Origin of the sequence: Fibrobacter sp. (assembly GCA_017503015.1) — a bacterium.
Taxonomy (GTDB): domain Bacteria; phylum Fibrobacterota; class Fibrobacteria; order Fibrobacterales; family Fibrobacteraceae; genus Fibrobacter.
In genome coordinates this window covers 1-21,554 of sequence record JAFVTX010000018.1, presented here as the reverse complement: position 1 = coordinate 21,554, position 21,554 = coordinate 1, and the positions used below count along the sequence as shown (strand labels likewise).

Annotated in this window: 17 protein-coding genes and 2 pseudogenes; 6 read left to right on the top strand and 13 right to left on the bottom strand. The window is 54.1% G+C overall.

Translation table 11 applies throughout. The features are described from left to right. Nucleotides 1-23 precede the first annotated feature (23 nt). The 3 genes and pseudogenes from IKB43_03600 (at nt 24) to IKB43_03590 (ending at nt 1,770) form a co-directional block, all read left to right on the top strand. Nucleotides 24-482 carry a hypothetical protein gene (locus IKB43_03600; GenBank protein ID MBR2469225.1) on the top strand — a complete coding sequence of 153 codons (459 nt, stop codon included), beginning with the start codon at nt 24-26 and terminating at the stop codon, nt 480-482. A gap of 1 nt (nt 483) precedes the next feature. Beyond that, a pseudogene (locus IKB43_03595) lies at nt 484-1,071 on the top strand (glycosyltransferase). Between the two features lie 132 nt (nt 1,072-1,203). Next, a pseudogene (locus tag IKB43_03590) lies at nt 1,204-1,770 on the top strand (glycosyltransferase family 4 protein). Nucleotides 1,771-1,791: 21 nt separating this feature from the next. On the opposite strand, the gene IKB43_03585 reads toward IKB43_03590, so the two are convergent. From IKB43_03585 to IKB43_03535, 11 genes are all read right to left on the bottom strand, one after another. Next, nucleotides 1,792-4,908, bottom strand: a complete 3,117-nt coding sequence (locus IKB43_03585; GenBank protein MBR2469224.1) for a hypothetical protein — start codon at nt 4,906-4,908, stop codon at nt 1,792-1,794. A gap of 3 nt (nt 4,909-4,911) precedes the next feature. After that, on the bottom strand, nt 4,912-6,186 hold the full coding sequence (gene sbcD, locus IKB43_03580) for an exonuclease subunit SbcD (GenBank protein MBR2469223.1): 1,275 nt from the start codon (nt 6,184-6,186) through the stop codon (nt 4,912-4,914). Between the two features lie 94 nt (nt 6,187-6,280). After that, nucleotides 6,281-7,663 (bottom strand): RIP metalloprotease RseP, encoded by a 1,383-nt coding sequence (gene rseP, locus IKB43_03575; GenBank protein MBR2469222.1) that lies wholly within the window; start codon nt 7,661-7,663, stop codon nt 6,281-6,283. Between the two features lie 64 nt (nt 7,664-7,727). After that, a complete protein-coding gene (locus IKB43_03570) occupies nt 7,728-9,581 on the bottom strand; it encodes a glycoside hydrolase family 9 protein (protein MBR2469221.1) in 1,854 nt (617 codons plus the stop codon). 154 nt (nt 9,582-9,735) lie between these two features. Continuing rightward, nucleotides 9,736-10,881 (bottom strand): 1-deoxy-D-xylulose-5-phosphate reductoisomerase, encoded by a 1,146-nt coding sequence (locus tag IKB43_03565; protein MBR2469220.1) that lies wholly within the window; start codon nt 10,879-10,881, stop codon nt 9,736-9,738. 12 nt (nt 10,882-10,893) lie between these two features. Next, nucleotides 10,894-11,310 (bottom strand): hypothetical protein, encoded by a 417-nt coding sequence (locus IKB43_03560; GenBank protein MBR2469219.1) that lies wholly within the window; start codon nt 11,308-11,310, stop codon nt 10,894-10,896. 12 nt (nt 11,311-11,322) lie between these two features. Further along, nucleotides 11,323-12,204: a phosphatidate cytidylyltransferase gene (locus IKB43_03555; protein MBR2469218.1), complete on the bottom strand. Its 882-nt coding sequence runs from the start codon at nt 12,202-12,204 to the stop codon at nt 11,323-11,325. After that, nucleotides 12,197-12,907, bottom strand: a complete 711-nt coding sequence (locus IKB43_03550) for an isoprenyl transferase (protein MBR2469217.1) — start codon at nt 12,905-12,907, stop codon at nt 12,197-12,199. The genes IKB43_03555 and IKB43_03550 overlap by 8 nt, the downstream gene beginning before the upstream one ends. Before the next feature lie 12 nt (nt 12,908-12,919). Further along, nucleotides 12,920-13,453, bottom strand: coding sequence for a ribosome recycling factor (gene frr / locus IKB43_03545; GenBank protein ID MBR2469216.1), 534 nt, complete (start codon nt 13,451-13,453; stop codon nt 12,920-12,922). 125 nt (nt 13,454-13,578) lie between these two features. Then, nucleotides 13,579-14,283, bottom strand: a complete 705-nt coding sequence (locus IKB43_03540) for a UMP kinase (GenBank protein MBR2469215.1) — start codon at nt 14,281-14,283, stop codon at nt 13,579-13,581. 72 nt (nt 14,284-14,355) lie between these two features. Next, nucleotides 14,356-15,189 (bottom strand): hypothetical protein, encoded by an 834-nt coding sequence (locus IKB43_03535; GenBank protein MBR2469214.1) that lies wholly within the window; start codon nt 15,187-15,189, stop codon nt 14,356-14,358. A gap of 279 nt (nt 15,190-15,468) precedes the next feature. Between IKB43_03535 and IKB43_03530 the strand changes: the two genes are divergently transcribed. The 3 genes from IKB43_03530 (at nt 15,469) to IKB43_03520 (ending at nt 19,262) form a co-directional block, all read left to right on the top strand. Beyond that, nucleotides 15,469-16,350 carry an electron transfer flavoprotein subunit beta/FixA family protein gene (locus IKB43_03530; protein ID MBR2469213.1) on the top strand — a complete coding sequence of 294 codons (882 nt, stop codon included), beginning with the start codon at nt 15,469-15,471 and terminating at the stop codon, nt 16,348-16,350. Nucleotides 16,351-16,353: 3 nt separating this feature from the next. Next, nucleotides 16,354-17,379: an electron transfer flavoprotein subunit alpha/FixB family protein gene (locus IKB43_03525; protein ID MBR2469212.1), complete on the top strand. Its 1,026-nt coding sequence runs from the start codon at nt 16,354-16,356 to the stop codon at nt 17,377-17,379. A gap of 170 nt (nt 17,380-17,549) precedes the next feature. Continuing rightward, on the top strand, nt 17,550-19,262 hold the full coding sequence (locus IKB43_03520) for an acyl-CoA dehydrogenase family protein (protein ID MBR2469211.1): 1,713 nt from the start codon (nt 17,550-17,552) through the stop codon (nt 19,260-19,262). A 587-nt stretch (nt 19,263-19,849) separates the two neighbouring features. Here the strand turns inward: IKB43_03520 and IKB43_03515 are convergent. Further along, nucleotides 19,850-20,071, bottom strand: coding sequence for a hypothetical protein (locus IKB43_03515; protein MBR2469210.1), 222 nt, complete (start codon nt 20,069-20,071; stop codon nt 19,850-19,852). Nucleotides 20,072-20,113: 42 nt separating this feature from the next. Further along, nucleotides 20,114-21,554: hypothetical protein (locus tag IKB43_03510; GenBank protein ID MBR2469209.1), on the bottom strand; the 1,441-nt coding region annotated here is incomplete at its 5' end.

The following is a 21,554-nucleotide window of genomic DNA, read 5'->3' as shown; positions in this document are numbered from 1 at the left end:
AAAAATAGACTAAATTATGGGCGATGATGAAGGAAACCCTCTTCGAAATTATTCGAAAATGCCGTTTTAATATTTCCATCTACACCGCGGAAATATTCGAAAGGCGCTGTCAAGAAGAAATTATCCGCAGCGACGAGGATAAGAGTTCCTTCGTTTACCTCGAATTTGACTTCAAGACCATCAAAGAAATGCTCAAGACCGACGAGCAGAACGAAATCTTCTGGGAAGTGTTCCTGGAATCCCTGACCAAGAACAGCCGCGGAAGCGACATCATCGGGTTCCTGGAGAACAACTCCGGTCTGGGCATGCTGCTGCTGGACTCCAAGCTGGAAGGCTGGAACCGCGTCCGTGGCCGTATCGAGCAGATTGCCCAGAGGCGCGAATTCAGCGCCATCTCCCTGATTCTGCCCAACGCCGTGCGCCCCATCGTTTACCCCGCCTGCATCCAGGACGAAAGCGAAGCCGCCAAGACGGGAACCTAAGATGAAAGTCCTGGTCATTGGCTCCGTCTATCCGCGGTTCCACGAAGACGCCGAAGTCCCCTGGCTGCGCACCTCCATCGCCCACCTGAAAAAGGCTGGCCTACAGGTGCAGGTTCTCGCCCCCGCCTACAAGGGGCTGAAATCCCACGAAATCGACGGTGTGCCGGTGAACCGTTTCCGCTACGCCCCCGCAAGCCTAGAAATGCTCACCCACGAAGAAGGCGCACCCTCCAAGATGGCAAGCAAGCCCTGGCTACAACTCCTCGCCATCCCCTACATCATCAGCGGATTTTTCAAGTGCCTTCACATCTGCCGCAAGTGGCGCCCTGACATCATCCACGCCCACTGGCCATTCCCCCACGCCTACATCGCCCTCGGAGCTGCTAAGTTGTTCAAAATTCCGCTGGTGCTGAATTTTCACGGGGCGGAACTTTTGCTCATCCGCAAAAAGAAATGGGTGAAACCCCTCCTGAAATTCGCCATCGGGCAGGCCCAGGCCGTGTTCGCCAACTCCAGCTTTACCGCCGGCAAGATCAAGGCCATCCGGAATGTCGATGTGGAATGGAGTCCGTACGGGACTACTCTAGACGAAAGACGAAAGACGAAAGACGAGAGGCGAGAGGCAGTGGAAGGGGGAAGCCTCCCCCTCGCTCCAGCCTCGGCTTCCGCTACCCCCTCACCTAGGGGAGACTCCCCTAAAACCCCCGAACCTCACGCCATAAACGGCAAATTCAAGATCCTGTTCGTAGGGCGGCACATCGAGCGCAAGGGCATCTGCTACCTCATCGAAGCCGCCAAGTACCTGCCCAGGGACCAGTTCGAAATCCGCATCGTGGGCGTGGGAGACCTGACGGAAGAATTGAAGAAGCAAGCCGCCAGCATGCCACCGGAATCTGCCGAAATCATCTTTACAGGCAAGCTTTCGCCAAAGGAACTTGCAAACGAATACAAGACCGCCAACGTCTTTACGCTCCCCGCCATCGTCGATAGCAAGGGCGATACCGAAGGCCTGGGCGTAGTGCTCATCGAAGCGATGGAGCTTGGCCTCCCCGTAGTCGCCAGCAACGTCGGAGGAATTCCCGACGTAGTCGTTGACGGCGTCTCGGGCATCCTGGTCCCTGAAAAGTCCCCGGAAGCCCTCGCCAGCGCCTTCAAGAAGCTCTCCTCGGACGCCGGCCTCGTAAGGGACTTACTCGCCGGCGCCCAGAAGCGCATCGCCAAATGCTTCACCTGGGACGGCATTATCGAGCGACAAGTCCAAGCCTACGAAAAGTGCCTAAAGAAATAGGCGCCGAAGCGCCTACCCCAATTATGCTACCCGTGTGACGCCGGGGCCGGTTATCGTGCTGTGGCCCTTCTGGCTGGTACTGCGCTCCAGCATGATTTTCTGGCTGATGCTGTTCACCACCGATTCCACGTGGGTGATGATTCCGAGCATCTTTCCTTCGCGCTGCTGGCAGCGGAGGCAGTACATCACGTCTTCCAGGGTGTCGTCGTCCAGCGTGCCGAAGCCTTCGTCCATGAAGAGCGATTCCACGCGCACGTTGCGGCTCGCGAAGTCGGCTATCCCGAGGGCGAGCGAGAGGCTCACCAGGAACTTCTCGCCACCGGAGAGGTTCGAGATGCGGCGGTCGTTGCCGAATTCAGAATCGGCCACCTTGAAACCGAGGTTCCCTTCGGCGACAAGCCTGAAGCGGTCCTTGACAATCGCCAGGTGCTTGTTGGCAAGCTTCAGGAGCGACTTGAAGGTAAGCCCCTGCACGAAGGTGGCGAAGTCGCTGCCGTCCATTACGCCGAACCATTCGCCCATCGCCTCCCAGCGGGAAAGTTCCGCCTTCTTCGCGTCGAGATCCTTCTGCAGAATCTGCAACTGGGCGACGTTTTCTGTATAGGCTTTCACGCGGGCGCGTGCCGCACCCGATGAGCCTTGCAGTTCGCCGAGTTCCTTTTCGACGGCAGCCTTCCCCTCGGTAAGGGCCTGCAGGGGCGTCTCGTCGGAGCGTTCCGCCTTCAGTTTTTCGAGGGCCTCGGTTGCCGCCTGCTTCTTGCCGGTTGCGGTAGCGATGGCGCCGTCGATACGCTTCTTTTCGTTCTGCAACTTCGTGAATTCGGCTTCCTGCAGTAATGCGGCCTGGAAGGCGGCTTCGTCGGCGAAACCCTTCGCGGCGATTGCGTTCACGAACTTTTCGCTTGCGGTCTTAATCTCGCCCGCGGTCTTTTCGAGTGAACCCTTGAGCGCCGCGATTTGCGTATTGAGTTCGTTGTGCCTGTTTTCGATATTGCGGAACGCCTTGTCGGCAGCGTCGTACTTGTTGGCGGCTGCGGTCTTGCTGGTAGTCGCTTCCTTCGCAACGGCTTCCACGTCCTTGTCGCCAAACTTCTCGTTGCGGGAACTGCGGAGTTCATCCAGCCTGCGGGAGACATCATCGAGGGTTGCGGTTTCCTTTTCGAGATGGTCCTGTTCATGCTGGACCTTCTTGCCGTACAGTTCCACGTTGTTGCGGGCGATGGCAAGATCATTCGAAAGTTTATCAAACTTGGTCTTGTTTGCGGTGAACTGCTGCAGGCGCAATTTCAGGTCGGCAAGGGTGCTGTCCGCGTTTGTAAGGTCAAATTCAGCCCAGGGCTTCCAGAGTTCCGCCACCTTTTCGCTTGCCTCGTTTTTCTGGCTGTTCAGCGATTCGATGTTTTCGCTTGCCGCATTCCCGGCGGTCAACGCGCGGCTCTTGGCATTTTCGTACTGCCCGAGTTTCGCATCTGCGTCCTGCAACTTCGTGTTCAGTTCGCGAATCTTTTCGGCGGTGCTTGTCACGCTGGATTCATCGACGACCGTTTCGTTCGAGTGTCCGCAGGCGGGGTGTTCCGTAGAGCCGCAGACCGGGCACGCCTTGCCCTCTTCCAGGTGGTTCTGGATGACGTTGGCGAGCGCGAGCACGTCGTTCCGGAAAAGTTCGTTCTGCTGTTCGAGAAGTTCCTGCTTGAGCGCGTTTGCGTCATTGAGACCTTCTTCTGCTTTTTTCAAGTCATCTGCGAACGCCTTTTTCGCCTTCTCTTCGTCGGCGATTTTCTTGTCGAACCCGCGGATGCTTGCGATAAGCGTTTCGCTCTGCGGGATAATTCCTGCAAGTTCCGCGTCCTTCGCGTTCGCTTCCTGGGTCTGTGCGAGGGATTCGACCTGCGGTTCGAGCGACTTGATGGCATCCTGCGCCTTTTTCAGTTCCGCTTCTGCCTCGGAGAGAGACTGTGCGGCGGTGGCCTTGCGGTTTTCGGCTTCGGCCTTCACGCTGGTCGCATTTTTCACGTTCTGGTCGAGCATGCGGATTTCGTTCCAGAGCGCTTCGTTTTCGGCGATAAACTGCTCGGTGGCCGTCTTCTCCTTTTCGGCGATGGCCTTGTTATCGCCCGCGGATTTCAGGTCGCTTGCCACCTGCGGGAGCTGCTTCTGCAAATTTTCGAGTTTCGCCTTGTCGTCTGCCTCGTGCTTGCGGAATCCCTGCAGTTCCGTATGCAGCGTCGCGCATTCGCGGGCCTTCTCGGCATCTGCAAGCCGCTTCTCGTTGCCGGCGAATTCGCTCTTGTCCTTGTTCGCTTTTGCAAGTTCGGTTTCTGCGCTTTCCAGGCTGCGGGCGCTTTCGTTCATCGAGTTGCGCCAGGCGATACGGGCTTCGAGATCCTTCTTCTTGTCCGTGAGGGCCTTTTCCTTGTCCGCGACTTCTGCAAGCAGGGCTTTGTCCTTCTCGATGTCCTCGGCCTTGGGCATGGTGTTGTTCAACGCATCGAATGCCGCCTGCGAAGTGTCCTTTGCCGCTTTCGCCTCGCGCCGGTGGTCACCCACCTTCTTTCCGATGCGGCGGTACTTTTCGGTGCCGTTCAGTTTTTCGAGGATGTCGGCGCGTTCCTTCTCTTCGCTGGTGAGGAACTTGCTGAATTCGCCCTGCGCGAGCATGATGGAACGGCAGAACTGCGAGTAGTCCAGCTGGATGATTTCGGCATTCGCCCTGGCCAGTTCGCTGTTCCTGCCGGTATTGTCCGCAAAGATCGGGTCTTGCGGATTCTCGATGCGCCAGATTTTGCCCTGCGCGTTTTGCAGGTTGCCATCGGCCCTGTCGCGTGCGCGGCGCTGGTTCCATTCCGATACGTAGGTGCCCTTGCGGCAGCGGTACGTGACGCGGGCGAAACAGGTGCCCTTGTCCGATGTCATGACGGCATTACCGCCGTTGCCGTTGTAGATTACTCCCTGGCGCGGAGTGGCGCCGTAGAGGGCGAGCGTGATGGCGTCGAGAATGCTCGTCTTGCCCATGCCCGTCTTTCCGCTGATGACGAAAAGGCTGTGGTCCAGTTCGCTGTAGGAGGGGTCGGTAAAGTCGATGCACCACTTGCCGGCGAGACTGTTGATATTTTCGAATTCGACTTTCAGAATCTTCATGTATTAGGCCTCCTCGCTGCCGGTTTCGTTGTTGACTTCTTCGACCACCTGCCTGAAAAGCGGGAGGTATTCATCGAGGGTCTTCTGGATACTTTCGTCCATTTCGGGCGCACCCGTCTTGCTCATCACGAGACGCTTGAAAACTTCTTCGTCGGTAAGGACGTCGACCGATTCGAGCGTATCGTCCGAGAAGGCGTCCGCCGCAAGGGTGTCGGCGCGTTTCACCTTCTTGCTCACGACCTCGAATGGGGCGCCTTCCAGCACGGATTCGAGCGCCTCGTTGATGCTCACGCCCGGAGCGTAGTCGTACACGACTTCCACCTTCAGGGGCTTTTCTGCGGGCGCATTTTTCAGCTGGTTCAGCTGCATGACGATATCCGCGACAGAGCCCGATACGCGCAGGAACTTGAAGTACTGCGGGGTCTCGATTTTCTGCACGGCGGGTTCTGCGCCCTTCTGCAGGTCGACACAGAGGATATGGTGCGGGATGCTTGCTTCGTCAAATCCGAGCACGAACGGCGAGCCCGAGTACCGCACCTTCGGGTTGCGCGCCACCATGGTGGTGTAGTGGATATGCCCGAGGGCCACGTAGTCGAGGCCTTCCGGGAAAACGGAGACGGGGATTGTCCCGAGGTTCCCGACGATGTCGCGCATGCCGTGTTCCTTCGCGTCCCTGCCCTCGTCGTTTTCGGGGCGACCTTCCAGCCTGGAGGCGTACAGGTGGCCCGTTGCCACGATGGGGATGTCGCGGCCGGCGCGCAATTTTTCGGCGGCATCGTAAACGGCACGGTACATGCCCGAGTATGTACTCTGGGTGAAATCCACTGCGTCTTCGGGCTTGAAACGGCGCAGTTCCGTTTCGCGTACATACGGGACTGCGGCGCTGATGCCCACGACGTTCCCGCTGGCATCCGTCAGTTCCTTCACGAGTTCCTCTACGGGGCGTTCCCCGAGGGAGCCCACCATCTGGATATTGAGGGCATCGAGCAGATCGCGCGGGGCATCCAAAAGGGCCCCGGAATCGTGGTTGCCGCCGATGAGGACGATGTTCTTGCAGTTTGTTTCGAGCAGGGAGGCGAGAAACCGGAAATACTGCCTGCGCGCCTCGATGGGCGGGTTGGTGGTATCGAAGATGTCGCCTGAGATTACGAGGCACTGCGCCCCGAGTTCTACGATGCGTTTCTTGAGCCAGGCGAGGAACTGCTCGGTTTCTTTTTGGCGGTCGATGTCGTGCATCAAGTTGCCCAGGTGCCAGTCTGCCGTATGTATAAACTTCATGTTTCTCCTCTATTCGCAGGAATTGGGCCAAAATAGCCCGCCTGTAAATATAGTATCGACACGACGACACAAAATGTCAAGTAAAATTTGAAATTTATTTCAAAAAAAGCGAAAGCTTGCTAAAATCCAGAATCGTGATGAACACGAAGAAGCTGATGAAGAAGGCGGCGGCGACATTCTGGATAATGCTCTGGGTCTTGGTAGAAAGGGGTTTTCCCCTGAGTTTTTCAATTCCGAGGAACATTAGGAGCCCGCCGTCGGTAATAGCCAGGGGCAGCAGGTTCATCACTCCCAAATTTATACTGATAAGGGCCAAAAGCATCAAGAAGTCCTGGAAGCCGCTCATCCAAACGTTACCCATCACGGCCACAATGGAAACCGGGCCCGAGAACGCGTCGACCTTGACCTGTCCCTGGAACATACGCTTGAAATAGCGGAAGATGCTGGTGGTCATTTTCCAGCTGGTGGCGCAAGTTTTCGTAAAGGCTTCGACAGGGCCACGGCGCACAATCTTTGTCTCGCGGAAAAGCACGTAGCCCATCTGGATTCCCACCATATAACGGTCGTATTCTTCATTATAGACTGGGGTGAGTTCCCTGGTAAGGGTATCGCCGTTTCGAATGACCGTAATGTTTACAGGCTCGCCCTTGCTCCCGTCAATAATACGCACCACTTCTTCGTAGCGGGAAATGTGTTCACCGTTAATCTCAAAAATGGTGTCATTCTGGAGAATTCCGGCTTTTTCGGCGGCAGAGCCAGCCACTGGCGGAAGCCGTACCATGACGCGGTTGCGGGGGTAAATCCCGATATCGCCAATGCCCATCTTGATGGGCTTGCCCGTAGAATCCTGGGCAGGAATCACCAGTTCCTGCGGCACCACGGTAATGTTCAGCGGAGCGCCACCCCGATGGACTTCCAGCACCACCTCTGCACCGAGGCTCACGCCAATCTGTTCCCGAAAATCGTCCCAGCCCTGGGTGGGCTTTTCGTTCATAGCGGTAATGGTATCGCCAGGCTGAATGCCCGCAATTTCTGCCGAAGAATCGTTTGCCACAAAGCCCACAATAAGGTTCTTGTTGTCGGCCTCTTCGACACCCACCATGTAGAGCACCATCAAAAGCAAAAAGGCAAAAACGATGTTGATGAAAGGTCCCGCAAAGGCGATGGCCGCACGGGCGCCCACCGACTTGGCTACAAAATCCCGCTCGTCGGGAACTTGGCCTTCTTTAAGCTTGTCCGGGTTCTCCCCCGCCATGGCCACATAACCGCCAAAGGGTATGGCCGACAGACAATATTCCGTTTCGCCGTGGCGGAACTTAATCAGTTTTTTGCCAAAGCCGATGCTGAAAGTGTTTACCTTGACATTGTTCCACTTGGCCACCAAAAAATGGCCCAGCTCGTGAATGGTCACGAGAAAACTCAGCCCGATAAGGCCCAGCACAAACATCAAAACATTGTCAAGAATAGATTCCATCAAGGCAAAATGTAGAAAAAAGAAGGCGGGTTATACCCGCCAAAGTAAAATACAACAACGCTTATATTTAGTGCAGCCTATGGCCCTTCAAGTCAAAACGCTTACCGTTCTTCTCAACATAGAGCATCTGGTCAGCAAAACGCAGGCGCTGGCCCTGTTCGGCATTCGATGGACGGACAATTGCAGGCTTAATTGCTGCTGTGCCGCCTTCCCAGGCCACTCTATCTACAGCAAAACTCGGGGCATACCCTGCATGGAGCGCCTCTATGGCCCCTGCCAAATAGGCAAAGGGAGCATTCCAGTTGATGGCAACCTCGTTTGTAGCATAGCTGCAGCGGTTATCCGTATAGGTTGTCGCAGGCTTGCCAGTCTTGTAATTGCTACAACCCCAGGAATCAGAAGTAATATCCTGACCACCGGGCTGCGGACCTCCCACAATCATACCGGGAACAGGATCCATCACACCGTCAGCCGTACTCGGGCGGTGGTGAGGCATTTTCGGAGACTTGGCACCGTATCCCGTCACGAACGACATGTCAAGCGGGTTCTTGCCAAGCAAATAATCCAAAACTTTTACAGCTGCTTCGTAATACTTTTTATCACCAGTCAGATAATAGGCATGCAAGAGCCACACACCCTGATTAGCCGCTACCGCATTCGAACCCCATACAAAGTCATTCGATGCCATCACAACCCCAAAACCCGAAGCAGTCCTTGTTACAAAATTGTTCGCAGTTTTGAGCAAGCTATCTTTTGCTGACTGAGCAGAGCCTCCAAATTCTGTAGCATGTGTTGCCATGCCGTATGTAGCCAGGCCCGAGACATCAGCCCAGCCCGGAACATTTACCGAGGCACCACTCGTCTTGTAAGAGGCTTCTCCCGTGGTAATAAAAAGTTCCGTTCCTGCAAACTGTTTTTCATCGCCGAGGGAGCCGTCGGCATAGTCTCCCGTACCGACATCGGAGGGATTGGTAAATCGAACGTTCGGATTCTGTGCACCCCAAGCATAGGCCTTCTTGGCAGCCTCCAGGCACTTATCTGCGTAAGAAGCATCGAAGGGCCTGTACACGCGGGCGGCCACGGCCATCACAGCGGCAAAATCAAACGTGGCGGCAGTACCCTTACCGATAACATAGAGTTGTTCCGTATCTTTATTGGGCATCACGTCACCCGGGAACTGCAGTGTAGTCAACTTGTGGTAAACTGCGCCGTCGCTCGCCTGCATAGTGAGCATCCAGTCCAAGTTATACTTGATTTCGGCAAGCAGGTCCGGCAGGTTTCCATCGGCAGGGATGTTCCACTTGAGCGTCTTGAAATAATCCGGGAAGTGCTCGTACAAAGAAAGGAGCGTGTAGGTAGAAATGCCCGAGTTTACAATATAGCGACCATAGTCACCGGCATCGTACCAGCCCTTGCTGGAATTGATTGAACCCGAAGCTCCAGTGGAGTTGTGAAGCCTTGCAGAGGGATTCGTATGACCCGCAGCACGTTTCCATTGACCCGCGTAGGTTTCTTCTAGAGCCATGGAGGCACGCTGGTAATAATACCACTTGAGACTTGCCTTCGCCACATCTTCAAAAGGCTTATCAGTAACCTTCAAGTCAGAACGGACCACCTGACCGCCCACCTTGATGGAATATGTACCAGGAGTGTTCAAGTCCGTAAAACTCACACGGGATACATTTTGGCCGCTAGGGGACCAACTCGAAGCTTCGCTCGGAGTTACTGTCAATACAGTCTTGCCACTGGCATCGACAATTTCCACATTGCCGGAGCCTTCGAACAACGTGAATTCCTTCACATCACCCACACGATAACCGACCTGGTTAATGTAGGCGGTGGCGGCACTCGCAGCAGAGGCTAGCGAAAAGACCAAAAGAGCGACCACGGGGGCGCACTGTTTTAAGCCAAAACGGACCATAGAAGAACTCCTTATCTTACTCTTTTAAATGTATTTTCAAAAGAGCGGGAAAGGAGCAGCATGAGCCACTTTTTTGGACACATCTGTGCCCATTGTGCCGTTTTTTTTGTTTTTTGCCCTTATTGTAACTTTTGCCCTTATTGTAACAAAACAGTTACTTTATAAGCGCAGCGGTCAATTTGCGGGCTTCGGCGTCGGCTTCGAGAACCTGGTCCAGGGTCAGGTGGCCAGAAACCGTGGGAGCGCCCGCCATTATGGTTTCCACATGCTTCGGGATGTCGGTAAACTTCAGGTTTCCCTTGAGGAAGGCATCAACCAGCACCTCGTTGGCAGCGTTCATCATGGCCGGAACAATACCGCCACGACGTCCCGCTTCAAATGCCAGGGCGAGACAGCGGAACTTGTTAAAGTCCGGCTCGAAGAAGGTGAGTTTCGCGAGCGTCGGCAGGTCCAGACGCTTGGTCTCCAGCGGCAGGCGGTCGGGCCAGGTAAGCGCCACCTGGATAGGAATGCGCATGTCGGGTGCGCCCAGCTGAGCCATCAAGGAACCATCCCGGAACTGCACCAGGGAATGCACCATGGACTGGGGGTGAACCACCACCTTGATCTGTTCGTAAGGAATGTGGAACAAGAAATGGGCTTCCAGAACTTCCAGGCCCTTGTTCATCATGGAAGCAGAGTCGATGGTAATCTTCTTGCCCATGCTCCACACCGGGTGATTCAGGGCGTCGGCCACGGTGATGGATTCAAACTTTTCAATAGGCCATTCCCGGAAAGGTCCTCCAGAAGCGGTAATTTCCAAAAATTCCACTTCCTTTTCGGGGCGTCCGGAAAGGCACTGGAAAATGGCGCTGTGTTCGGAATCAATCGGCGTAATGAATGACTTGGGGTTTTCCGCCAACTTGTCCCAAATGACAGGGCCCGCCATGACCATGGTTTCCTTGTTGGCAAGGGCCACATACTTTCCGTGTTCGATAGCGGTAATGGTGGGAAGGCAACCCACAGCACCCATCAGGGCGTTGATGATGATATCGGCCTTGGGGTCGGCGGCCAGTTCGCACAGGCCTTCCATGCCGGCGAGCACAGGCATGCCCAATTCCTTTTCCAACTCTTTCGCTGCATTCGGGTCGAACATGCACACGCGTTCCACCTTGAACTTGCGCACAATTTCGGCCACCTTCGCCACACTGCTGTTGGCGGCAACGGCATACAGCTTGAAAATATCGGAGTGTTGCAAAATCACATCGACGCTAGAGGTTCCGATAGAACCGGTAGCGCCCAAAAGAACAACGTTTTTCATAATCACAATTCCTTAGTTTCCGCCTTCGGTATCAGCGAAGGACTCACAATCAGCCATCACCTTCTCGAACATTTCGTCGCGAGTCACATTCGTGTAGGTCGAATCGTTCCTATCCATGTGGTAGGCGTTCATGCATTCCTTGAATTCAACAGTGGAATCATCAGTCCATGTGTAAATGTCAATGTAATTCCAGTCCTTGTATATGAACTTCCAGACCTTGTCTTCTTTCTTGAAGTTGCAACCCGCTTCGGGCTTGGCTCCGCAGATGTCGCCCGGCTTGTCGGCATTCTTGTCATTACCCTTGTCGCCATCACCGAGTTCCGTAGTCGTCGTACCCGTATCAGAGCTTGCAGAACTGCTGTCATCACATGCGGTAAACCCAAGGGCCATCACCAAAGCGCACGCCCCGACAAGAAACTTGGATTTCATAAAGTCCACCTATTAAGCAATATTCTTGAAAAAATCCATGAGCAGGTAAAGGGCAGGAGCCGCGAGGTAGAACGAATCGCAGCGGTCAAGCACTCCGCCATGACCCACGAACAAGTTGCCGGAATCCTTGGTTCCGCTCCAGCGCTTGAGGGCGCTCATCAAGAGGTCGCCGGCCTGGCCCGCCACCGTGACGAGCACGCCGAGAATAACGGCCCGGGTCCAGTCAATTTCTACACTAAAGCAGCTGAGGGCGGCGCTGCACTTGGCCCAGTAGGCCACCCAGGCAATGGTGGCGATAGAACCAGCGACGCTTCCTTCCCAAGTTTTCTTGGGACTGATGCTGGGTGCAAAGGGGTGACGCCCGAAGGGGCCCTTGCCAGCGGCGAATTTTCCGAAGAAATAGGCCACCGTGTCGCACATCCACACAGAAGTCATCACCAGGATAAAGGCATAGCAATGTTCCAGGCCCTGACCGTTGCCCATCATGAGCACGTTCATGCCGCCCCAGAGGCCCACGTATAGCGGAGCTCCCAACTGCATCACCAGCCAGGGGAACAGATGGTCAATTTCCACCTTGGCGTAGGCCACACCGATGTAGATGGCAAAAATCACCAGGAAAGTCATGCCCACCACGTATGGTACGGCAGGAAGCCCGAAATAGCCGCCCTTGGAGAGCGTCCATGCCAGGGTCAAAGCCAAGGACGACGCAAAAGAAAGATAGCGGGTGTCCGGCCCCTTGTACATCTTGGATGCCATACCCGCCCATTCCCAGGCGCCCACGCCAGCCAAGAAGCACATAAGCCCGATACGGCTGTAGTCGCTGAACCACAGCAAAAAGAACACTATCGGAATGGCGATAAACGCCGTTATCAAACGCTGAGCCAGATTACTCATGCAACACCTTCCCAAACCTTCTTTCGCGGGTTTTGAAAAACTCCACAGCCTTCAGGAACTCCTCTTTGGTAAAGTCGGGCCAAAGCGTATCCGTCACATAGAACTCGCTGTAGGCCGCCTGCCAGAGCAGGTAGTTCGAAAGCCTAAATTCACCGCCGGTGCGGATGACCAAATCCGGATCGGGAGCGCCCTTTAAGTACAAATTCTTTGCAAATACGGTCTCGTCGATATCCTCGACCTTGAGCTTACCCGCCTGCACCTGCGCGGCAATGGCCTTCGCCGCATCCACGATTTCGAGCCGTCCACCGTACGAGATGGCCAGGTTCAACTGCATGCCCGTATTGTTTGCCGTCTTGTCGATGGCAGACTGGAGACTTGCCCGTGGCTTTTCGGGTAGGCGATCCATGTTACCGATGACCGTGAGCTTCACGTTCTTTTCCATGAGGTCGGGGATTTCCTTTACCACCATCTCGATGAGGAGGTTCATCAGGTAATCCACTTCCTTGCTGGGTCGGCCCCAGTTCTCGGAACTGAACACGTAAAGCGTCATGTGTTCCAGCTTGAGGTTCACACCTACTTCAACGGCATCGATGGTGGCCTGGGTCCCCTTGCGGTGCCCCAGAAAACGCTCCAAACCGCGACTACGGGCCCAACGCCCGTTGCCGTCCATGATGATGGCCACATGTCTCAGCTGGTTAGCCACTGCCGCTCCGGACTACACCTTCAGGAGGTCCGCTTCCTTTTCGGCAAGGAGAGCGTCAATCTTTGCGATATACTTGTCTGTGGCCTTCTGGATTTCGTCCTGCTGCTTCTTGACTTCGTCTTCGGGCAGGTCCTTGTTCTTCTTGATGGCATCGTTGGCGTCGCGACGGATGTTGCGGATAGCCACACGGCCTTCTTCGGCGTGCTTGCGGGCCACCTTGGCCAGTTCCTGACGGCGTTCAGAGGTAAGGATGGGGAGCGTCACGCGGATGCAGTTGCCATCCTTCATGGGGGTCACGCCGATGTTTGCGGCGAGGATCGCCTTGTCGATGGTATCGACCAGCTGCTTTTCCCAAGGGGTCACCAGCAGCATGCGGGGTTCGGGCACGGAAATCTTTGCCACCTGAGAAATCGGGGTGGGCGTGCCATAGTAGTCAATGCGCACATCGTTCAGAATCGCGGGGCTAGCCTGGCCTGCGCGGATCTTGGAAAATTCTCGTTCGGTGGCCTCGATGGCCTTGTCCATTTTTTCGGTGTAGTCTGCCATAGTAGTTATCAGTTACTAGTTACTAGGTAAAAGGTTAATGTTTCGTTCTGAAATTAAATATAAGTAAAAATCTCTAGAAAGTACCGCGTAAAGATCCCCGGTCAAGCCGGGGATGACGAAGAGGGTTAGCAGTGGACCAGGGTGCCGAGGTCGCCATTAATGGCGGCACGGGTCAAATTGCCCTTTTCCATCTTGAACACGAAGATGGGCATGTTGTTTTCCATGCAGAGGGCGACCGCTGCGGTATCCATGACCTTGAGTCCGCGGGAAATGACTTCCTTGTAGCTGATGTCGTCGAAGCGGGTCGCGGTCGGGTCCTTCACCGGGTCTGCGGTGTAGATGCCGTCCACCTTGGTGGCCTTCATGATGACATCGCACTCGCTCTCGATGGCACGGAGAGCGGCGCAGCTGTCTGTGGTGAAGAACGGGTTGCCCGTACCGGCGGAGAAAATGACGACGGAGCCCGCGGAGAGGAGTTTGAGTGCCTTGCGGCGGTCGAAGAATTCGCAGACCGGTTCCATGCGGATAGCGGACATCACTACGGAGTCGATTCCCTGCTTGTCCAAAGCATCTTGCATGGCGAGGCCGTTCATCACGGTGCCGAGCATGCCCATGGCATCGCCCTGGGCGCGGTTCATGCCGCCAGCAGATGCGGAAATGCCGCGGACGAGGTTACCGCCGCCAATCACGAGGGCAACCTGCACGCCCTGCTTGACGATGGAGGCAATTTCCTCTGCCATGTCGGAGAGAATCTGGTTATCGATACCGTGGCCCTTTTCGCCTGCGAGGGCTTCGCCACTGAGTTTGAGAAGAATGCGTTTGAATTTCATAATAGGGGTTAGGGGTTAGGATCTAGGGGTTAGGTTGTATGTATTAGAGTTGCTGGTTACAAGAAGTGTCAACTATTGGACGCGGTGCATGCTGAAGGTTGCCGTATAAAGGGAATCATTTTCGCTTTTGCGGAGAGCGGTCCAGTTCATCACGTCGTTTTCAATAGATTCAATTTCCCACCATTCACGGTGTTCCGTACTGTCTCCCACATTTTTCCAGCGGGTGCAGAGTAAGTTGCCATCCACAAAGTAATCTCCCTTGGAATTGACATCGTCTTCCCACTCGCCATCTCCAGTTAGACCCATATAAGAATAGGTACCATCGTCCCTGTATTCCCAGCGATGCTGTTTGTGGTCGTCGTAGGCGGATTGCTCACTGGTGACATGGCCTTCCCAAACACCAAGTATTTCCTGGCTATAATCCTTTTCTATCCGAACAAACCGTTCGTGCCGCGGGGCAATTTCTGCATAAGCTTCGCCGTCATTGAACAAGGTGGTCTTGGCGTCAAAGCGCATGTCCTTGTCGGTAATAGCGGTCACCATCATTTCGGTAGTGACAGACTTGCCGTTGTCGTATTTCGCCTTCAGGATTATCCGGTTGCCGTCTATGGCGATATCCATGTTCTTTTTGTGTTCCCACCATGCACCCACATCGTTCAGGGCCATGCTGTTGTAAACCTTCATGACAGAATCTTCAAGGGCAAAGGTTCTCACGGACTTCTGGTTGGTGAGCACGGGAGCACCATCGGTTTCGGCATGGATCCACTTGCCAACAAGTTTTTCGGAAAGGTTGCCTATCGGCTGGTTTTCGGCCGTCTTGCCAGCACTTTCGTTGCCGGAACACGCCAAAAATGCAAGCGCGCAACAGGTGAGCGCCGTAACACAAAATCCACGCAATATGTTCATCGTTTCTCCATTCGAGAATAACTTGCACTAAATATAGCCCAATTTCTGCTTAAGCTTTTGTCCGGCGACCTCCCCTGAGCAAAAACGGGTGTTGCGCCGGCGTTCTTGTCAAAAATGCTACGTGATTCTTACATCCACTCAGTAGAGATTACCGGTGTTCCGCTCAGAAAAAGAGATAAGACACATGCAAGGTAAATATAGGCTTTGCCCGGTAGCCACACCATCAAATAAATGTATCTTGTACAGAGCAAACATCTAAACCATAAACAAAAAACAAATATGAGTCTTAAAATCGTTGTGCTTGCTAAGCAAGTACCTGATACACGAAACGTGGGCCCCGATGCCATGACGGAGCAGGGAACCATCAATCGTGCCGCATTGCCCGCGGTCTTCAACCCCGAAGACCTGAACGCCCTGGAGCAAGCCCTTCGTTTGAAGGACCAGTTCCCGGGTTCCACCATCTCTGTGTTGACCATGGGTCTCCCGAAGTCTGCCGAAGTCGTCCGCGAAGCTCTGTACCGCGGCGCCGACGAAGGTTTCGTGGTGACGGACCGCCCGCTCGGTGGTGCTGACACTCTCGCTACGAGCTACACACTCGCCCAGGCCGTCAAGAAGATTGGCGACTACGACATTATCCTCGGTGGCCGCCAGGCTATCGACGGCGATACCGCACAGGTCGGTCCGCAGATTGCAGAAAAGCTCGGCCTCACCCAGGTGACCTACGCCGAAGAAATTCTCTCCCTCGACGAAAAGGCCCGTAAGGTCGTGATCCGCCGCCACATCGACGGTGGCGTGGAAACGGTGGAAGCACCGCTCCCGCTGGTCGTGACCGTGAACGGAAGTGCGGCCCCGTGCCGTCCGCGCAACGCAAAGCGCCTCATGAAGTTCAAGAACGCTACGGTGGTTGCCGAACGCAAGCCGGAAGATGCCGAAAAGTACGAAGCCCTCATCGCGAAGAAGCCCTACCTGAACATTCCGCAGTGGGGTGCCGCCGACATCGACGCAGACCCTGCCCAGATCGGTAAGGCCGGTTCGCCGACGAACGTGAAGGCTGTCAAGAACATCGTGTTCAAGGCGAAGGAAAGCCGCACGCTCACCGCAAGCGACGCCGACGTCGAAGGACTTATCAAGGAACTTTTAGACGGGAAGATTATTGGCTAGCCTATGAATAACGTATTTGTATATTGCGAAATTGAGGGCACGACCGTTGTCGATGTTTCCCTCGAACTTTTGTCCAAGGGCCGCAAGCTCGCCAACACGCTCGGCGTTCAGCTCGAATGCATCTGCGCAGGCAAGGGACTCGACGGAATCGAAAAGCAGGTGTTCCCCTACGGTGTGGACAAGGTCCATGTGTTTGATGCCGAAGGGCTCTTCCCCTACACCACCAACCCGCACGCTTCTCTCGTGGTGAACCTCTTCAAGGAAGAGCAGCCGCAGATTTGCTTGCTGGGAGCAACGGTGATTGGCCGTGACCTCGGCCCGCGCATTTCCAGCGCCATGCACAGCGGCCTTACCGCCGACTGTACCGAACTCGAAATCGACAGCTTCGAAATGAGCATCGGCGGCGTGAAGAAGTTCTACGAAAACCAGCTCTGCCAGATTCGCCCGGCGTTCGGCGGCAACATCGTTGCTACCATCGTGAACCCGGAACACCGCCCGCAGATGGCGACGGTGCGCGAAGGCGTGATGAAGAAGGAAATCGTGGACTCGAACTACAAGGGCGAAGTCATCAAGCACGATGTGGCCAAGTACGTGCCGGAAACGGAATACGTGGTCAAGGTGCTGGAACGCCATGTGGAAAAGGCCAAGCACAACCTCAAGGGCGCACCCATCGTGGTGGCCGGTGGTTACGGCATGGGCTCCAAGGAAAACTTCGACATGCTGTTCGAACTGGCGAAGGAACTCCACGCCGAAGTGGGCGCAAGCCGTGCCGCTATCGACGCGGGCTTTGCCGATCATGACCGCCAGATTGGCCAGACCGGCGTGACCGTACGCCCGAAGGTCTATATCGCCTGCGGTATTTCCGGCCAGATTCAGCACCTCGCCGGCATGCAGGATTCAGGAATCATCATCTCCGTGAACTCCGACCCCGACGCCCCGATCAACGCTATCGCTGACTACGTGATCAACGGCACCGTCGAAGAGGTCATCCCGAAGATGATCAAGTATTACAAGGCAAACAACAAGTAAGGTAATCTCTAAAAATGCTTTGATAAAGAAAATTTGAGCGAGACCGAGCGCAAGCAGGAACGAGACTTGGTGAATACTGGAAGTCTTTACCAAGTCGAGAGACGAACTTGCACGAAGTGTCGCAGCCAAATTTTTGAAAATGATTATTAGAGATTACCGGGAAAGGCATTATGGCGAATTTTTACACAGACCATCCAGAGATTAAGTTCAACCTTGAAAGTTCTCCCCTGATGCAGCGCATCGTGGAGCTCAAGGAAAACGGCTACGCCGACAAGGACAGCTTTGACTACGCGCCGGAAGACTACGCCGACGCGATAGACAGCTACAACCGCGTGCTCGAAGTCGCTGGCGACATCACCGCGAACACCATCTTCCCGAACTCCGAAGACGTGGACGCCGAAGGCCCCCACTGCGAAGACGGCCGCGTGCGTTACGCAAGCAAGACCTACGAGAACCTGGAAGCCACCCGCAAGGCTGGCCTCAACGGTGTCACGATGCCGCGCCGCTTCGGCGGCCTCAACTTCCCGATTACCGCCTACACGGCCATCAACGAAATGATCGCCTCTGCAGACGCCGGTTTCGAGAACATCTGGTCCCTGCAGGACTGCATCGAGACCTTGTATGAATTCGGCGACGAAGACCAGCGTTCCCGCTTTATCCCGCGCGTGTGCGCCGGCGAGACGATGTCCATGGACCTGACCGAACCCGATGCCGGTTCCGACCTGCAGCGCGTGATGCTCAAGGCTACCTACAGCGAAGAAGACAAGTGCTGGTACCTTAACGGCGTGAAGCGCTTCATCACCAACGGCGACAGCGACATCCACCTGGTGCTCGCCCGCTCCGAAGAAGGCACCCACGACGGCCGCGGCCTTTCCATGTTCATTTACGACAAGCGCGACGGCGGCGTGAACGTTCGCCGCATCGAAAACAAGTTCGGCATCCACGGAAGCCCGACCTGCGAACTTGTCTATAAGAACGCGAAGGCGGAACTCTGTGGCCGCCGCAAGTTCGGCCTCATCAAGTACGTGATGGCTCTCATGAACGGTGCACGTCTCGGCATTGCCGCACAGTCCGTGGGCATCAGCCAGATGGCCTACAACGAAGCTCTCGCCTACGCCAAGGACCGCAAGCAGTTCGGCCAGGCCATCGTGAACTTCCCCGCCGTCTATGAAATGATTTCGAACATCAAGGCACGCCTCGACGCAGGCCGCGCACTCCTGTACCAGACAGCCCGCTACGTGGACATCTACAAGGGCCTCGAGGACATCGAGCGCACCCGCAAGCTCACTGACGAGGAGAAGGCGGAACTCAAGCTCTACCAGAAGCTCGCCTCCGCTTGCACGCCGCTCGCCAAGGGTATGAACTCCGAATACGCCAACCTGAACGCCTACGACAGCATCCAGGTTCACGGCGGTTCCGGCTACATGCTCGAATACGCTTGCCAGCGCCTCTACCGCGATGCACGCATCACCTCCATTTACGAAGGCACGACGCAGCTGCAGACGGTTGCCGCCCTCCCGCACATCACCACCGGCACCTACAGCCAGATGCTCGAGGAACTGGAAGCGGGCGAAGTGGCCGCCGAATACGAGAGCCTCAAGGCCCGCGCGAAGGCCATGGACGCGAAGTTCAACGAGGCAATCGAAGTCGTGAAGGCCGCGAACAACAACGAGTTCACCGACCTCTGCAGCCGTCACTTGTACGAACTCGCCGCCAACTGCGTGATGAGCCAGCTCATGCTCCGCGACGCCACCAAGGCACCCGAACTGTTCGAAAAGAGCATGAAGGTGTACCTGAACCTCGCCGAAGCCGAAGTCGCCAAGCACTACAACTTCGTGAAGAGCGTAAATGTGGAAGCGATGGAGAGCTACAGGAAGGCTTAAGCCCGCAGGATGTCATCCCCGGCTTGACCGGGGATCTCCCTTTAAAGAAAGCCTCGGTGATGAACCGAGGTTCTTCTTTGTTTATGGGCGTTCCCCCTACGGGGTCGGGCTATACTCGCTTCGCTCACCGAGCCTGTAGTCTCGGCCCCAAGGGGTCACTATCCCTAACGCGTAAGCTCCTCACTACACAAGCCCGCATTGATTAAACCAACCAATCCACGAATTTCTTCTTCTGCATTTGAGTTTTTACTTTTAATCACATTCAGAAGAGATTCATGATGCCCCCATGCATTTTCCCATTCAGTTCGATTTACATTTTCATTGTATGAAGATGGATGAATGACATGAAAATGAGTTGCATCAGCCGATGATAATTTTTGAGCTTTGCATCCACACAAAATCGAGTAATTGGCTTTACTTAGCCATGTTTTTGAAATTTCGTTTCGATGTTTTTGAGCATTACACGCATTTACAAATACTACGCCATAATTTTGCGCAAGTTTAATGAAGAATTTATCAGGCGAAGGATATTGCTCGACATCATACGCTGCATTTCCTAATTTTATTCCTAAGCTGCAAAAAAGAGGTTATGCAGAATATTTGTTGTCCAATAATTCAAACCATGTCGGTTTGCAGAATGCTATTCCTGTGGCTCGTTCTTCATAAGGAGACTCTCCAACAATCAACAATTTAATTGAATCAAATTCATTAACTATTTTGTTGTATTCATCACCCCAATTTTGCCAAGCACCCGTCAATGATAATGGTCCAATTCTAGGGCAACCTCTGCAATTTAGGCATTGAATCATCTTTACGTCCTTTCATCGAAGTGAACTCCATTACAAATCCTTTTATCTATCCTTGATACAGCGAACGCTATACCCATATCTTTTTATCGTTTGACATGCATAATCCGCATTGTCACTAGCATAAGAGAGAGACAGAGTATAAGCATTACCAGGACCAGCCCTCCCCGTAGAAGACCAATACCTTACATTTTTCCATATTCTTTCAAAAGCACCGTAAACAGCCTCCCTCTGACCTTGTGGCCATGCGGAAAAACCGTAATCATCAGAGCCATTACCGCTGTTTCCATTGTAATCATCCCAACCACTTGCTGTTTTTAACATTTTTCCTGCAATTGATTTGCCTCCCACTTCAAGGATTAAGTTTTTCCATTCCGTTGTATCAGGCAAATGCCATCCTTTGGGACAAATTCCTCTCACTGGAGAAGAGGGAAAACAAGAAACTCCATAGCCACAGTCTTTTCCTTTGTTAGAAAATGTTCCTACACTGTCTATTGCCGCAGCCCATGTGTATAAACGACCTTGTCCATAGCAATGATTATACATCGTATAGCACCAATTTCTTTCTAACATACTCGGATAATTTATACTATCAACATAATTCAAATCTTCTGCCATCCAGGTTTGTTCACCTATGACAACGGTCTTATATGTTTTTTGATCTCTTTCATCCAAAAGTGTTCCAAAAACACGCTTCTCGGTATATCCAAACCACGAACCAAACGAGCACTCATACACAGAATCTAGTATGTCTGTAATTTGTTTCCGAATTTCTTCACCTTTTGTATAGCTACCACACGCTTTTCCTAGAGATATTTCCATATCGTAGGCTTCGCGAAATGTTCCGGCATCACACGTATACTTGTTTTCTGCAACAACCACTCCATCTACAATTGAGCCGTCTTCCGAACAAGTTTTACCATAGGTGTCATATTCCAATACAGACGCTTCTACCCACATGTTGGAACGGCATATATAGTAGGTATTTTCATATTGGCTAATCTCATTTTCGTTGACACTAGAACAAGTTCCTAAATTGGAATTAGCGATAATTTCGTTAAGATTGATGATTGCATTTTGGTTGCCGCAAGTAATCGTAATGAGGCTTCCGTTACGTTCAATGGAACACCCTTCGCCAGCATCCCCTTTTTCACCCTTGTCTCCCTTATCACCTTTCTTTCCTTGTGCACCTTGTGCTCCGGCATCACCCTTGTCGCCTTTCTCGCCCTGAATGCCCTGCGCTCCAGTATCGCCCTTGTCACCCTTCTCGCCTTGGATGCCCTGCGCTCCAGTATCGCCCTTGTCACCTTTCTCGCCTTGGATGCCCTGAGCACCAGTATCGCCCTTGTCACCCTTCTCGCCTTGGATGCCCTGCTCACCAGTATCGCCCTTGTCACCTTTCTCGCCTTGGATGCCCTGCTCACCAGTATCGCCCTTGTCACCTTTCTCGCCTTGGATGCCCTGCTCACCAGTATCGCCCTTGTCA

Excerpts from the sequence above, each read along its gene's own strand:
- sbcD (MBR2469223.1), bottom strand. The coding sequence starts at position 6,186 with ATGAAGTTTATACATACGGCAGACTGGCACCTGGGCAACTTGATGCAC.
- IKB43_03520 (MBR2469211.1), top strand. The coding sequence starts at position 17,550 with ATGGCGAATTTTTACACAGACCATCCAGAGATTAAGTTCAACCTTGAA.
- IKB43_03535 (MBR2469214.1), bottom strand. The coding sequence starts at position 15,189 with ATGAACATATTGCGTGGATTTTGTGTTACGGCGCTCACCTGTTGCGCG.
- frr (MBR2469216.1), bottom strand. The coding sequence starts at position 13,453 with ATGGCAGACTACACCGAAAAAATGGACAAGGCCATCGAGGCCACCGAA.
- IKB43_03555 (MBR2469218.1), bottom strand. The coding sequence starts at position 12,204 with ATGAGTAATCTGGCTCAGCGTTTGATAACGGCGTTTATCGCCATTCCG.
- IKB43_03565 (MBR2469220.1), bottom strand. The coding sequence starts at position 10,881 with ATGAAAAACGTTGTTCTTTTGGGCGCTACCGGTTCTATCGGAACCTCT.
- IKB43_03530 (MBR2469213.1), top strand. The coding sequence starts at position 15,469 with ATGAGTCTTAAAATCGTTGTGCTTGCTAAGCAAGTACCTGATACACGA.
- IKB43_03525 (MBR2469212.1), top strand. The coding sequence starts at position 16,354 with ATGAATAACGTATTTGTATATTGCGAAATTGAGGGCACGACCGTTGTC.
- IKB43_03585 (MBR2469224.1), bottom strand. The coding sequence starts at position 4,908 with ATGAAGATTCTGAAAGTCGAATTCGAAAATATCAACAGTCTCGCCGGC.
- IKB43_03600 (MBR2469225.1), top strand. The coding sequence starts at position 24 with ATGATGAAGGAAACCCTCTTCGAAATTATTCGAAAATGCCGTTTTAAT.
- IKB43_03570 (MBR2469221.1), bottom strand. The coding sequence starts at position 9,581 with ATGGTCCGTTTTGGCTTAAAACAGTGCGCCCCCGTGGTCGCTCTTTTG.
- IKB43_03540 (MBR2469215.1), bottom strand. The coding sequence starts at position 14,283 with ATGAAATTCAAACGCATTCTTCTCAAACTCAGTGGCGAAGCCCTCGCA.
- IKB43_03515 (MBR2469210.1), bottom strand. The coding sequence starts at position 20,071 with ATGATTCAATGCCTAAATTGCAGAGGTTGCCCTAGAATTGGACCATTA.
- IKB43_03560 (MBR2469219.1), bottom strand. The coding sequence starts at position 11,310 with ATGAAATCCAAGTTTCTTGTCGGGGCGTGCGCTTTGGTGATGGCCCTT.